Annotated in this window: 19 protein-coding genes; all 19 read right to left on the bottom strand. The window is 55.3% G+C overall.

Annotated elements, in window-relative coordinates:
• The coding region (locus ACR6JA_RS21890; protein WP_494599484.1) for a tail fiber protein at positions 1-455 on the bottom strand (455 nt) is incomplete at its 3' end.
• The gene (locus tag ACR6JA_RS21885) at positions 455-1,135 is read right to left on the bottom strand and encodes a DUF2612 domain-containing protein (RefSeq protein WP_494492624.1); all 681 of its coding nucleotides are present in this window, start codon (positions 1,133-1,135) and stop codon (positions 455-457) included. The genes ACR6JA_RS21885 and ACR6JA_RS21890, both read right to left, overlap by 1 nt.
• Positions 1,132-2,331 carry a baseplate J/gp47 family protein gene (locus tag ACR6JA_RS21880; RefSeq protein WP_494492623.1) on the bottom strand — a complete coding sequence of 400 codons (1,200 nt, stop codon included), beginning with the start codon at positions 2,329-2,331 and terminating at the stop codon, positions 1,132-1,134. The genes ACR6JA_RS21885 and ACR6JA_RS21880 overlap by 4 nt, the downstream gene beginning before the upstream one ends.
• On the bottom strand, positions 2,332-2,682 hold the full coding sequence (locus tag ACR6JA_RS21875) for a contractile injection system sheath initiator (protein ID WP_494492622.1): 351 nt from the start codon (positions 2,680-2,682) through the stop codon (positions 2,332-2,334).
• Complete coding sequence (locus ACR6JA_RS21870; RefSeq protein ID WP_213716895.1) at positions 2,679-3,362, bottom strand: Gp138 family membrane-puncturing spike protein; 684 nt, start codon at positions 3,360-3,362, stop codon at positions 2,679-2,681. Before ACR6JA_RS21870 ends, ACR6JA_RS21875 begins: the two co-directional genes overlap by 4 nt.
• Before the next feature lie 44 nt (positions 3,363-3,406).
• Positions 3,407-4,408, bottom strand: coding sequence for a hypothetical protein (locus tag ACR6JA_RS21865; protein WP_494492621.1), 1,002 nt, complete (start codon positions 4,406-4,408; stop codon positions 3,407-3,409).
• Positions 4,409-4,418: 10 nt separating this feature from the next.
• A complete protein-coding gene (locus ACR6JA_RS21860; RefSeq protein ID WP_494492620.1) occupies positions 4,419-4,727 on the bottom strand; it encodes a phage baseplate plug family protein in 309 nt (102 codons plus the stop codon).
• 9 nt (positions 4,728-4,736) lie between these two features.
• Positions 4,737-5,315 (bottom strand): phage baseplate protein, encoded by a 579-nt coding sequence (locus ACR6JA_RS21855; RefSeq protein ID WP_494492619.1) that lies wholly within the window; start codon positions 5,313-5,315, stop codon positions 4,737-4,739.
• Positions 5,315-7,066: a phage tail tape measure protein gene (locus ACR6JA_RS21850; protein ID WP_494599479.1), complete on the bottom strand. Its 1,752-nt coding sequence runs from the start codon at positions 7,064-7,066 to the stop codon at positions 5,315-5,317. The genes ACR6JA_RS21855 and ACR6JA_RS21850 overlap by 1 nt, the downstream gene beginning before the upstream one ends.
• Positions 7,067-7,243: 177 nt before the next feature.
• A complete protein-coding gene (locus ACR6JA_RS21845; protein ID WP_494492618.1) occupies positions 7,244-7,657 on the bottom strand; it encodes a phage tail assembly chaperone in 414 nt (137 codons plus the stop codon).
• 3 nt (positions 7,658-7,660) lie between these two features.
• On the bottom strand, positions 7,661-8,101 hold the full coding sequence (locus ACR6JA_RS21840; protein WP_213716907.1) for a phage structural protein: 441 nt from the start codon (positions 8,099-8,101) through the stop codon (positions 7,661-7,663).
• 10 nt (positions 8,102-8,111) lie between these two features.
• Entirely contained in the window at positions 8,112-9,251 is a 1,140-nt protein-coding gene (locus ACR6JA_RS21835) for a DUF3383 domain-containing protein (RefSeq protein WP_494492617.1), read from the bottom strand.
• Positions 9,252-9,254: 3 nt separating this feature from the next.
• Positions 9,255-9,794, bottom strand: a complete 540-nt coding sequence (locus ACR6JA_RS21830) for a phage neck terminator protein (RefSeq protein ID WP_085541533.1) — start codon at positions 9,792-9,794, stop codon at positions 9,255-9,257.
• Between the two features lie 45 nt (positions 9,795-9,839).
• Positions 9,840-10,718 (bottom strand): esterase/lipase family protein, encoded by an 879-nt coding sequence (locus ACR6JA_RS21825; RefSeq protein WP_039305791.1) that lies wholly within the window; start codon positions 10,716-10,718, stop codon positions 9,840-9,842.
• 50 nt (positions 10,719-10,768) lie between these two features.
• Positions 10,769-11,221: a lysis protein gene (locus tag ACR6JA_RS21820; protein ID WP_494492616.1), complete on the bottom strand. Its 453-nt coding sequence runs from the start codon at positions 11,219-11,221 to the stop codon at positions 10,769-10,771.
• Entirely contained in the window at positions 11,218-11,709 is a 492-nt protein-coding gene (locus tag ACR6JA_RS21815; protein ID WP_494492615.1) for a lysozyme, read from the bottom strand. The genes ACR6JA_RS21820 and ACR6JA_RS21815 overlap by 4 nt, the downstream gene beginning before the upstream one ends.
• Positions 11,709-12,008, bottom strand: coding sequence for a hypothetical protein (locus ACR6JA_RS21810; RefSeq protein WP_008459490.1), 300 nt, complete (start codon positions 12,006-12,008; stop codon positions 11,709-11,711). Before ACR6JA_RS21810 ends, ACR6JA_RS21815 begins: the two co-directional genes overlap by 1 nt.
• Before the next feature lie 57 nt (positions 12,009-12,065).
• A complete protein-coding gene (locus ACR6JA_RS21805; protein WP_213716916.1) occupies positions 12,066-12,401 on the bottom strand; it encodes an antitermination protein N in 336 nt (111 codons plus the stop codon).
• Between the two features lie 333 nt (positions 12,402-12,734).
• Entirely contained in the window at positions 12,735-13,481 is a 747-nt protein-coding gene (locus ACR6JA_RS21800) for a LexA family transcriptional regulator (RefSeq protein WP_008459494.1), read from the bottom strand.
• Positions 13,482-13,619: the final 138 nt, after the last annotated feature.

Genomic DNA, 13,619 nt, shown 5'->3' with positions numbered 1-13,619 from the left:
TGAGCCGCTGAAAACGCTGCGCCATTGCATTTCAACCATCCTGCCGGCGCTACAGACAACGCCCACGGAACAGGCACACCAACCGGCAAAGCCGATCCTTCCCCCAAACCAAGGTTTGCGAGAGCTGAAGAAACCGCGGCGGTGCCATCGGCCTTAATATCCGCGAACGGATTCTGGCGGCTGAGATATTGCTTCCCGAAGCCGGCGGTGAGCTTCGCGAGGAAAGCGGTGATATCGCCGTCGTCCAGCACGTCCTGCCCGCTTTTATCGCTCACGAACTGGGCCAGCGCGGCGGCAATAAATGACGTCTGGCGCAGCGCTTTGTTCACCTGAGCGCTGCTGGCTTTACCGCCGGCAAAGCCGCTTAACAGCGCGGGCAAATTTTCCCATTCACTTTGCGGCGTGACGTTGGCGTCAGGCCTGGTCGCAAAAGGTTTAAACTGATTTGTAGCCATTAAAGTTTCCTCTCCCATGCGCCGTCGTCAAAACCGGCGATATAGTGATTGTTGATATCAAACCCAAAGAATTTGCCGCCCTGCGACGGCGCTTCTACCGAAGGCGTCTGAATGTCTCCGGCCCAAACGCCGGCGGCTTTCACCGTCAGGTAGCCCTGTTTGATGGCCGCAATAAGCTCCAGAGAAACGTCTGCGATATCCGTTTCCGGCAGCACCCAGACAGAAATGGTCATGTCCTGGTTGTCGACGATTTGCATTCGCAAACCCGCCCCTGCCGTGGCGGCGTCCAGAATCGCGGGCAGCGTGTCGTTCTGCCCGTCCCAGTTGTTCATCGCGATTTTTGCCTTGAGGATGATGCGGTAGGTTTCATCGCTCAGTGAGGTGTAGCCTGCATCGGGATCGTAAGGTCCCTGCCACACGCCCAGGTCGTAACCCAGCCCGTCGGTGTCCCAGCTAAAATAGACGCCGGAAATCGGCTGGCTAACGATGCGGCTTCGCCCAATCCACTGCCCCAGCGCATCAAGCTGAACCCCAACCGCAGTGTCGATATCAAACGCATCGATCAGGCTTTCGGTGATCATTGCGGTCTCAGTGAAAGGACGGGTGCTCAGATCCACGTGAGCAAAAAACAGGGGCTTGCTGGCGTGGTAGCTGGTGATGCGCCCGGTATATTTACTCATGAGCTCACCGTGATATTGATGTTGTCCACGCTGCAGGAGGCGGCTTCGCTGTAGCCAATATTGACGTTTGCCGCCGCGACCGCAGAGGTAGATTTACCGATCAGCAAGTCGGTGATGTCGTAATAACGCGCTTTCCCGCCGCTGACTACGCCCAGGTTGGCCGGTGAGTAAATGCGGCTCAGCAGCACGCTGTCGCCAATCCCCAGCCCGTTGATATAATTGGCAATCGCCTGCTTCATCTGCTCGCCGATTTGCGACGTATAGCCAGTGAACACTTTCAGCACGATGTCGACATAAATCGGCACATTGCCGGACCGAGAGAAAGCAATGCTGTGGGGATTGCCGTAGAGATCGGGCACCACAATGGACGTCGTGCCGAAGGTTGCCACGCCCTGGCCTTTTTTGCCTCTGATCGTCTGGGCAATGTCCGTCACATCTCCGCCGTCCACAATCGCAGCGATGGAATGCGGAGGCAGGCCATTGGCGTTGATAGCGCCGGTATCATTTTCGTAGAGCTTGTGGCGCGTTACCCCTGCGATGTTGGCAATCGCCCCCTCGACCGCCTCGAACGGCGTGAGCGCAGGCAAGGCAACGCTCTGCGACTGCCGGATACGTAATTCGGCATCGGTTTCCGCCGCCACGCCCGGCGTGGCAGCCTGAGGGTTCGTGACCGCCGTCCAGCCGCGCGTTGGGGTACCCATAATGGTAATAGACCCCGCAGGTGCCGCCATTACGCCACTGCTGGCGCAGGTTGCGGTGGCGATTACCGATCCATCAACACCAATCGACACTCCCTCAGGCAAAAACCACGTCACGCCGCTGTCATCTCTGACAGAGCCACGGGTTATGGTCGTGCCGGGAATGCCAGTCAGCTGCAGGTCGACCGTCGAGAAGGTCGCTGCCCGCCTGACAATACCGTTGATCTTAACGTTGCTAGATAACGCCCGCCCTATTGCCGTCACAGGCGAAAAGCTGTTGTAAGAAGCAATCGCCGCATTGTTAGCGTCATGAATGGCCAGCGCCACCAGCGAGATGAGCTGCCCGTCTTTGCTGTCCGGCTCCAGGTACGCATCGGTGCCGTAGATTTGCCTGAACGCATCCATCAAAGTCCCTAACAGGCTTTGATAATCAGGCGCGGTTATCCCCTGGGCCGTTACCGTTGCCGATAACCCCAGCGTTTCAGAATTGAGGGCCATTTATGCCTCGCTGTTTAAAGTGGTGGGACCGTAAACGGTGTCGATGGTGGCGTTGAAGGTTACGGTGCGTTTTTCAGTGCGCGCGGCGGTGACATCCAGCACGGACTTAACGCCCATGGTCTGGCTGACGCGGTCAATCAGCATTAATGCCCAGGTGTCATCCTGCTGTTTGCCAAGAACGGACTGGCGGTAAGGTGTGCCGGTCCGATTGTCCAGAAACCACTCGCCCTGCCACAGCTTGAGCCGGGTACTCACCGCCTGAGCCACGCACTCCGGCGAGTTTTCCAGGAAGGTGTTTTCTCCCTGACCAAAGGTGTAATCTCCGTCGCTGCTCTCTCTGCGGTATTTCATACCGGACCTCCCGTGTTCGCACCGCCGGACTGCACGCCGCCGTGACGGTGCTTCGTTAGGCTTATTCCGCTGGCAGTAACATCTCCGCTCACGGCCACGTTGCCTTTGATATTCACCTCCCCGGTCAGGTCAATGCTGGCCGCCGTCGCGGTAAGTTTTCCCGGCGTAGCGAGCGTGATGCCGTGGTTATTGGGATTCAGCTCAACAAAGGCTTTGCCGTCTTCGCTGCGTAGCTGAACCGCCGAAGTGCTGATGCCGCTGATTTTTTTCGCCTGTGACTGAGGGCCGGGCAGCACGAAGGCGTCAGACAACGAGTGCTGACGGGCATCGACCGGCTCCTGAATGCCTCCGCTTTGCCACCAAAAGTCGATGGCGCGATCGGCGAAAATAACCAGGCATTCGTCTCCCGCTTTAAGCGGAAACGTCAGCGAGCACCCTCCGCCATGCGGGAAAACAACCGGCACATCCACCAGCAGCGGATAGGCGACTGAAGCAATTGTGCCATCGCTGCTCGCCTTCGCGCCCCGGATAGCCGGTGCCACTTCACAGGTCACTGATAGCGGATCAAAAGACTGAATGATGCCGGGTAACGCGACCCGAAGATCGTTGCTTAATGCGGCCCGGCTGGCCGCAAGCGTATCGGCCAGCTCACCGCTGAGAGCCGAAGTCGTCAGAGCCATGATTCCTCCAGGGATAAAAAAACCCGCAAAGGCGGGTCTGGCTTTTATTTATTAGAGGCGGAATGTTTTTTCCACGCCTCTTCCACATCATTAATTTGCTGGCCTGCCGGGAAGCACATCATGGTCATATACCATTGATCCCCACGGGTATCCCCGTTGTAGGTAATGCCATAAATATCGTACACGCCGTCCGGCGAGGGGCGAATATAGTCATCCTTAGCAAGCAGCTCAGGCTTATAGAGCGTGTTTTGATCTAACTGCACCTGACCGTGGAGCAGGATTGTGGGGTTAATCAGGCATTTCAGGGTTACACCAGCATTGGTTGACGTTTGCGGCCTTCCAATCAGTCCACTCTGGCTGTTAAGACTCACCGGCGGGTGCGCTTTTTCAGCCGCGTTGAAATAGTCCAGTCTGTCATTCGACAACTTCCAGGTGGCCTTGCACAGCTTTCCGATTTGATCGAGATAACTGCTGACCTTGCCATGGAAGGTATACCCTCTGGGAAACTTTGTTTCGGGAAAAGGCGGCAACCTTCCGGGCAGAATGCCAAAAGGTTTCAGTGCGCCAGCTGCAAGTTGATACATGTCATATACCGTGTAGCCTTTAGCAAGCGTGGCGCTAAGCACTGCGGACATCAGCGCCTCATGACCATCAACGGCCTGAATTAAAATCCAGTCGTCAGGGGTATCCTCTCGCCCCGTCATCCAGATGCGAATGTCACCGCTGAAGATCACCCCAAGGTTCATACCGTCTCGAGGCCCCCACTCGGCAGGCTCGACAACCCTGACTTTTCCCACTTCACTGCGGCTTACCACCGGTTCTAACCCGTTGTAGCCCGCAATCAGCCGGATTTTGCTGTACTCCTTTTGTGCAACACGATTCAGGCTATCCGGCGAGAGATTGTAGATTTTTACCTCGGCCGTTTTGGGTGAACTGCCGGCATGCCAGTCGATTTTAAACGTCACTTTAAAATCAGAAAGTGCAATACCGCTGCCGTCTTGCCTGAGAAGCTGAAGCTCAAAGTGGCGGGACCAGTTATCACTCATCTCCCCCTCCTTAATCTGCCGTCACGAAGTAAAGGTGACTGCTGTTTCCAAGGTTAGTTTTACTTGGGTAGTCCTGAGCTTCACCATCACAGCCAACCCAGAGCCCTCCGCCAAAACCAAGCCAGGCGTACGGAGCCAACAAATCGGCGCCGCTCACCAGCGGGATCCCATTCACGATGGGCCGATCATCGGTATCGAGAATATCCAGGATCCAGCCAGCGGCATCCCGATAAAGCAGCCGCATGCGCAGGGTCAGCCCGGTTAGTTGGATCGTAAAGATTTGGTTATCCGCGCTGAGGGGAATTTCTGCAATTGACATTCTCTCTCCTCATTTTGATTTCGGCTGAAGCGGTGTGATCTTTGCCGATCCCATCGGGGAGGTAACCACTTTCTCGCCTTTGTTACCGACGGAAGCCGTTGTTACCCCATCATCCATCGCCGTTTTAGGCGGTGCATCCCGAACATCCACAACGGTCATGAGCACCTCGCCTAGCGAAAGCTTGCAGCCAAGAATGTTTTCCGATTTAGCGCTGGTCGTCACCGTTAGCGTTTTGATCAGCATATTGTCGTAAGAGCGGCGACGGGTGATGACCTTGAAGGGTTCAGCCTTTTTTTGCAGATCAAGCAGCTGCTGGTAAATCTGTGCCGGACTGGCACCCACGTTGAGTCTGGGGCTGATGTCGCTCGTATTGGTAAAATCGACCATCGAACCACCGGCTTTAAAGAAGCAATCAATCGTTACCTCGCCGGGCTCGGCCCAGGCATGGTCGCTGATATTCGGGCCAAACTCGACGGGATGAGAGGCAATTTTCAGCGTGTCCGTATGAAGTTCGCTGACCACCACATCCGGTACCAGAAAACCTGAGAGGCTCGTGCGCGGCTGGAAGTAAGCACCAAAAATATCCATTAGCTCATCCTCCTGTCATACTGCTGCGCCAGTTGAGAATGAACGTTGAACAAGCGCTCAGATGTCTCGGTCGCCGCCAGACGCGGTTCAGAGACGCCATTCACGACGATATGGGTATTACTGTTAATCGTGGGGGAATGCGTCGTATTGTTGCTCGCTGTGGAGAAATCGCCCGAAGTCGCCAGGCGTTCATTGCCGGCCCCGCCAACGGGAAGCAGCATTGAGACAGGATCGGGTTGGCTAAGGTTGTTGACAGCATTTGATAACTTTCCGCCAGTTCCTTTTTCTTCATCTCCAGCAAGCCAGCCCTGGAAGTTTTGCCAGCCCTTAGAGAGCTTCTCTTTAATAATTCCTGCTGCGCCATCCGCAATTTTGGTCGACGGCGTCTGGAACAGACCGTTTGCTACCAATGACTTTCCGATATTGGCTGCTTCTGCCCAGTTCCCCTCTTTTAGCGCATTGATCAGACTCCCAATCAGTCTTAGCGTGGCGCCTAACTGATTAAAGTTGTCCAGAAGTCCCTTAAAGATGGTGCTGATAGACCACTTGCTAAAATCGATGCCCAGCAGGCTGCCAATATCAACAATAAGGTCTTTTATGGTTTTCGCGAGGCTGCCGATCGTGTCCGCAGCCATTTCAATCACCGGTCCCCACTCTCCCCAGTCAATAAAGCTCTCTTCCCCAGCTTTCCATTTCTGGTAGTCGTTATAAAGCAGGCCAATAGCCGCCGCCAGCGAGAGGATAATCCCGACAGGGGAAGCGAGAAATGCGCTGTTCAGAGCCAGCCAGGTCGCGGTTAGTCCCGCCAGGCCGCCGATTAGACCCTGAGAACCTTCATCAAGGCGATCCCACCAGGCCATCACGTCGGTAACCCAGTCGATGGTGCCGCTCAGTGCATCAACGAAAATGTCAGCAAACTGTTCAACGACGGCGCCAATTTTGTCCAACACGCGTTCAATTTGTGGCGCTTTAACCAGCATTTTTTCGGCCAATCTCTCGACGGGCTCAGCCAATTTCTCGGCCAGATCGCCACCTGATTTTGCTACCAATAAATCAAACACGGAGTCCGCTTTACGCCAGGACTGCATAAACTTTTCGGACTGGTCGGCGCTTTGCTCTGCACTTCCGCCTATGCGGAGGGACAAGTCCTGATACTCTTCGGCAAACTGGCCTAATCCGCGCTGCATCGCATGCAACGTGTCGTCATCAATCCCCAGATTCAATGCATAGAAATCAGCGCTGTCTCTGTTCACTGTGCCCAAAGAACGGGCAACCTGCGTGAAAATATCGGCGTTATCCCGCTTTAAGCCAGCGTCATCATGCGTTTTTACGCCGAGACTTTTCAAAAGACTCTCGTGCAGAGAGTCACCGTTCACATACTCACTGACGTTTTTAATCGACTTTTGCAGCGCACCAATGTCCGCCCCTGACTGGCTGGCACCGTATTGCAGCGCCTTGTAAGCCTCTAAATCAGCGTTCAGAGATTGGGCTGCCTGTGCATCCTTTTCGATGCCAGACAGCCGCTTTTCAAACCAGGACCCCGCTTTAGTTAGCGGAGACAGCACCTGATTACTGAAGTTTTCGAAACTTTTGGTCAGTTTTTCAAAATCAACTTTTGCCGCCTCTTCTTTTCCCTTTTTCAGCGTTTTATCCAGTTCCCCAAAAGCGGCGTTGATTCGCGAGCTAAGGTCTTCTTGATAAAAAAAATCTGGGATCGGGACGTAAGGAACAAGCTGTGTGCTAGCGCTCATTTTCCTCTCTCCAGCGTGCGACGCAGGCCTTGTTATCGGCCTGCATCTCAAGGTAATCATTCATCAGCGCAATATCGTAAAGATCCACCGCGCCGCTTTTCAGATCTGGCCAGCTGAGGCCGAAGACCTCCGCCGGGCGAAGAATGTAATCCTCCCCGCCCGGCAGTGTCTCCAGCCTCAGACCGCCGACGGGGCCGGGTTTTCGCTGCCGGGGAGTTCTTGCAAAAAATTTCCCAGCGAGTCGGCCACCACCCGGGCCACCAGCTGCAACAGCGTCATCAGGTCGATATCGTCAAAGGACAATGCGTCCTGACTAAAGACCGGCACCCAGCCCTTCATGTGTTCACGCGTCACGACCGAGAGGCATGGATACAGAATGGTGTTGCAATCTTCATCGCTGAGGTCGGCAAGGGTGCGGGCAATTTTTGGCAGCACGGTTTCGAGGGCGTTACCGCCCTCCTTACCCTGCAAGCTGCGAAAATCACCCACAACGCCCGCCAGAACCGGCAGCAGTTTGCGTGCAACGCTGAGCTGCTCAAAAACGCCGAGCTTGCCAATGCGGTAGTTCACCGCTTTCAGGGTAATTTCCATGGTTTAGAACTCCCCGAGCAGCTGATCGATCTTGCCGCAGTCAAACTTCCAGTCCATGGTGCCCGCCTCTTTGCCGTTGGCATTGGCCGGTAGCTGTGAAAATGCCACGTCACGAGCGGTGACCAAATCGCCGGAGGAAGTGTTGCGCACGACAATGGTGTTCTTACCCCACAGTGCCGAGGAGAGCGTTTGGGCGTTGTAGGCCAGCATCAGCTTTTTGTTCACCGGGGAAGTTTTCATCAACGTCACGGTGATGGAGCCGTTTTTGGCCGGAGAGAGGTTATGCATCACCTCGCCGTCAATGCCGACGGTCATGGTATTTTTTGTGGTTGCCATTTCCACTTTGATCCCGGTGTCGCCGTTCGCACTGCCCGCGCCCAAATCAATCACGCCGGTTGGCCCTACAAGAGAAGCCGTAATATCCATAAAAGAATAAGTACCCATTTAAATCTCCTTAACGAACAACATTGATTTCGACGTCAGCGAAGTGCACAGCACCCGCCAGTTTGCAGGCCACTTGAATCACCGGCGCTTTCCGCGCTTCGCGGTCCGACTGCGCCTGAGTCGCTACAGCAGAGGCGTAAACGTAGTAGCCTTTGGTCAGCGTGTCGCCGGAAGCCAGTTGGCCAATATCGGCGCCATTCCAGACACCCGGTGCGACCAGACCATTAGTGACCGCCTGAGCCATGGAGTGCTCAACGTTGCTCAGCAGACGGGTAACACCTGCATCGGTTTGCGGGATTTTGGTGGGGCTGGTGTAAAGCAGGTTATAGAGGTTGGTCTGCACAAAGTTTTGCAGCCAGTCCAGGCCGTGGCGCTCGTCGATAAAGCTGCCGTTGCTCATCACGCCTTCCTGAATAATGGCGGTGTCGTTGTTGTAATTCACAAAAACGTTGGCATTCTTCGCGGACAGGGCATTGATTTGCGTTTGGGTCAGCGTTTCTGCGGCAATACCCGGCTCCTGCTTGAATTTCAGGGTGATGGTGGTGTTATTGCCGTTGAAGTTAACGGTAAACGCGCGGCCAAACAGAGAAGCAGCCGCAAACGGCGTAGCGCTGGAGTACTGACCAAAAGTGCGAGCAAACTTAGCCGCTTTCAGCTTGCTGAAGATATCGGTGCCGTCGTTGGCATCCAGAGCTTTCGCGCTGGCAGACGTGTGGCCAAAGATACGGGAGACACCGTCGCCTTCAATGACTGCCGCCACGGCCAGCACGGCTTCATCGGTAATGGTGTCGTCTGCAATCACCAGACCATACCAGTCGGTCGAGTGTGCACTCAGCGCGGAGACGCATTCGGCGATGGTTTCGCCGGCTTTGCCCTCGCCGCCTTCTTTTACCCAGCGCCCAATATACAGGTCGGCGGGCTGCGGGGACTGCTGGTAGTAGAGGCTGGCGGCTTTGTACTCCGGCGCTTCCAGACCAAAGTCGGCGGCCACGCCGCTCAGGCTGGAATAAGCACGCATACGCTCTTTGGCGTCAATAACGTTGCTCGCGCCGACGACCAGCAGCGCACCATAGTTACGGGACTGCGCCGCACGCGGCGCCATATTCACTGTCACGCTGACAATGTTAGATACAGGTAAACCCTGTGACATAGCTTACTCTCCAATGATTTTTACTGCGGATGAAAGGATGGAACGAATACCGTAGCGCCGGGCAATACTGCGCTTTAGCGCCACGGTAAGGGTGTAGCGGCGTAGCCACTGGTTATTGATAAATTCAGGGTCCGGCGTAATGTCGCCGCACTGCAAAAACGTCAGGCCCAGTCGGTTAAGCTCGGCATTGTTTTGCGGCACGTTCAGGCCATCGCGAAAAAGAGCGGCAACAGCCTGAGCGCCGGGGCCATAAAAGCCACAGGTCACGTCAACGGACTCGGTGCTTTGAAGTACACTTTGATCGCTGTCCTGCGAGTGGAAGAAAGACGCTTCCGCCTGCTTCACGTTGGTAAAAAAGTCACACCAGGTAATACCGGCCTCAGGCGTGGCAGGCGGCGGATCGCTCCACTTCGCCATCACCATTTCCGGCGGCAGCCCCGATACACCGACAATCCAGCCGGTAAGATCCGCATCAAGCGCATCGTCATAATGTGGCGAAACGCCCAGCGGCGTCAGAAAGCCCGGACGCGTGGTGTCATTCATTGATTTCTCCAAAGAAAAACCGCCCGAAGGCGGTTGAGATCGCGCTTACAGCCCTTTAGCCTGCAGGCGAGCCACGTGGTCGACGTACAGCTTGACCGGGTCGCTGTTGCTGGCCACCACGCCAGCAAGCTGGTTGATGGCATCGACGTGATCCATCGAATAGTCGGAGCCAATCACCTTGCCCAGATGGCTGCTGTAACGGCCGACCAGGCCATCGTTCTGGAAACGTTCATTGGTGAACAGGATGGAAAACGCCAGCATGGCGACATGCAGCGGATCGAGGTTGTTCGCGCCCTGATTCAGCGGGTTGTAGTCGATAATCCCGCTCCACGAATAGTAGTAGACGCCGTTATCCAGCTCTTTGCCCTGGCCGCCCCACTGTGCAGGCAGTCCCTGCGGATACTTCTTGTTAAAGGCCGCCACGCCTTCGCTGGTCAACGCATCAAGGGCATCCACGCCGGATTGAGGCAGACGAGGTGCCCCCGCCAGGGCGGAAAGCAGCTGGCCGAAAGCCGACAGGGCAGCATTGGCGATAGACTCTGGCAGGCGGCCAGGCTTCAGCGCCAGACGAACAAGGTCTGCCACTTCGGAGCCATGGTTAACGCCGTTCACGGAGGTTACCGAGGCGATAAGTTCAGGATGGGTCGCTGCAGCGTAACGGCAGGCCAAAGGCCCCTGGCTGTGACCAATCAGGTTAACTTTTGCCGCACCGGTTTCGGCCCGGACTTTACGGATAAATTCCAGCAATTGCTCGCCGCGCATTTCATTGCTGTTCAGGGCGGAAATCGTGGCGATGTAGACCTTCGCCCCGGCTTTCTCCAGCGCCTCTTTGATGCCGTAGAAATAGGGGTAGATCCCGCCAATTTTGTCGAAACCGAACAGACCGTGAACCAGAACAATCGGGTACTTCAGGGATGTAGACATAGGAATGACCTCTTTGACGTAGGAATAAAAAAGCCTCGAAAATTCGAGGCTTAGTTCAGGCACTGATTGCGGATGTACTCCTGCAGCCCCGCCAGCTGCTTGTTGCTCGTTTCTATTCGCTCCCGGAGACGGAAATAATCCCGTTGAGCGGCGTCAGTAAGTCCGGGGGCGGCTGCATCATCCAGCCTGGCGGTGGCGGTGGTGTCAGGCACGGCTTTGCAGGTGGCGCTGACGCGCAGCCGCTGAGTACCAGCAGCCACATCACGCTGCAGGTTTTCAATGGTGAGCCGGGCATGGGTTAACTCCTCGCTATAGTGGACATCCAGGTCAGCTATTGCCTGCTGGCGCCGGACAAGATTTTGCAGCTCATTTTTTTGCTGAGACAGCTGCTCCAGGGCTGACTCTGCCCTTTGTTTTTGCACGGCATAGCGTTGGTGAAACCACCAGCTGCTGGCAATGAGCAGCGTAAAGGCCGCCAGCGCAAGTGAGGTCAGCGGCTTCATTCTTCCGGCTCCGGCCAGGTACAAAGCTGGTACTCCACCTCGCGACGATTGATAAGCCCCTGCCACTGCTTCCCACCCGCCCAGATCCATTTTTTCAGCCCAGTGCAGGCCTGTTCGTACTCTCCAGCGTTTAGCATCCTGAGCACGGAAGAGTGCAGAAAAGCGGCTGTGCCAACGTTGTAGGTAAAGCTAATCAAAGCTGCTCGTTGGTACTCACTAACCGGGACGGTGACGGCCCTTGAGACCGCCTGAGCCGCTGGGCCGAGATCCTGGTCAAGCCAGCGCCTGCACTCAGACAGGGTGTATGTTTTATCGGGAATAATGTCTTTACCGGTATGGCCGTAACAGACGGTCAGCACCCCGGCGACGTCGTAATATGGCGTGTAGCTCACGCCTTCCAGCTCGGGCAGGAGCGTGCCTGCAATCGTTAGAGCCCCCGCCCCTGACAATCCGAGTAATGTTTTTCTGAATCCGGGAGAAAGAGTCATCAGTTACCTGCCTTTTTCAGTACCTCGCTGACTGCCCTGATAATCTCAATCTGCTCGGCTCGGTTTAAGGTTTGCAAGTCATCCACCAGCGTCTGGAGGATGCGGGTGCGCTTTTGATCTTCGAGATGCTGTCGGTGGGCATCCAGCCTGCCGCCCAGCCACGAAGCCAGGGAAATCAGTACGCTAAGCAGTCCGAATATCATGTAGACCATATCCTGTGTCGTGATACCCAGACCGGCGGCAAGCGCCGCCAGCCACGCAAAAGACTGCGTGACCAGATTTGCGGGTTGGTCGTTCATGGAAGAACCTTCGGTTGAGGGGTCGAACTGCCGTTGGGGTAAAGAAGCGGGATGGCGTTAAATCAGCGGAACAGGTTTTCCGCGTCGGGTTTGCTTCCCGGTCGCTGCCGGTAAGCCGGATTCGCTGCGAGGCGCGGCCTGATAAACACTCTTTTGCCTGGTGTCTAACTTCTGACGCAGTCGTTGATAATGCTCTGCCTGCTGAATGATTTGCAGACCATAGATGTTAATCACCTCCAGGGCCTTGTCGGGGCGAGACCTGGGTTTACGAACCAGCGAGAGAATAAGCCGTGCCTCAGGTTTCGCTCTTACCCCGACTAACAGCGGGTTGGCAGCTTTCCAGACGGCCTGTTTAGCTTCGCGGCGCTGGCGGCGACGTGCCTGTGCGTCCATACAACCTCCTGTCAATCAACTTTGGTGATATCTCTCTGATATCCCAAAGCTTCTTGCTTTGGTGTATGTGCCCTTTTTCAGGGCCTGATGTTAAGGAGCGTTCACTTGCCTTGTGAGTCGGTGCGTCCTGCCGATGAATTGATATTGAACCAATAGTACAATTACGTCAAGAACCAAAAGTACGAATTATTTAAAAAAAGATCGCATTGATAATTAACTATTGATTAATAACATTATTTTTAGATGGGTTAGCATTCGAGTTGCGGCAAGGGGTCCAGCCTCAGGAGCATACCTGGGTAAGTGACTGAGGCTGGAGCTTGAGGATGAGCTATCTCAGGCGTGGCGGCGAATTGAATGGCTGTACATCACTCGGCCAATAATTTTGAGGTGCTGTTCGTTCTCTTCGCTAATGCGCCAGTCAGCATATTTGGGGTTGTCCGATCGCACCAGCAGGCAGTCATGGGTCATCTGCAGGCGCTTCACCAGCAGCTGTCCCTTATAGAGGAACACGTAGATGCCATCGCCATCGAAGTAGTCTTTGCCAATATCCACAAAGATATAGTCACCCAGTTCAATGGTGCCGGACATGCTGTCACCGGTGACAGTGATGACTTTTATCGTTGAAGCCGGCCGGTGGCCGAACAGCTCCAGCGCTTCCTGGCTGTCGTAGACGATGTGGTTGATGGTTTCGGTGACTTCGCTGGAGACCAGTCGCCCCGGCCCCGCGCTGGCCTCAATGTCCAGCACGTCGATGCGAAAGCCCTGCTCTTCGCGCGGCTGGAAAGGATAAATGGCCGCCTCTTCATGGCTGGCCGCATTCTCGCGCCCTTCGCTTTGATAGCCAGTTTCGCTGCCATGCTGAAGCCAGAGCGCATCTGCCCGAAGAAACGTCGCCAGTTCGTACATTTTGTCCTGCCGGGGGATGGCTTCGGCGTTAAGCCACTTACTGACAGCCTTGGAGGAAACGCCCAGCGCGCGTGCTATCGCCATACCGCGCCCGAACTCATCGAGGTTTGCTTCGCTGCAGGCCTGCGCCAGCCTGCGGGAAAAAGCTTCACGCAGTTGTTCTCTCTGTACCATAAGTACGATCCCACCGTGTTTATCGTGACCAATAGTTCAATGATAACACGTACTGAAAGTACACAAAGCACAAAACTTAAAGGCGCAGTATCATTGGGGATGATCTGCTTTTGTGGTAAAGTGCGCGCCATCGAAACG

It is taken from the genome of Cedecea sp. B1(4) (genome assembly GCF_059414925.1).
This window is presented reverse-complemented; position numbering and strand designations above follow the sequence as displayed.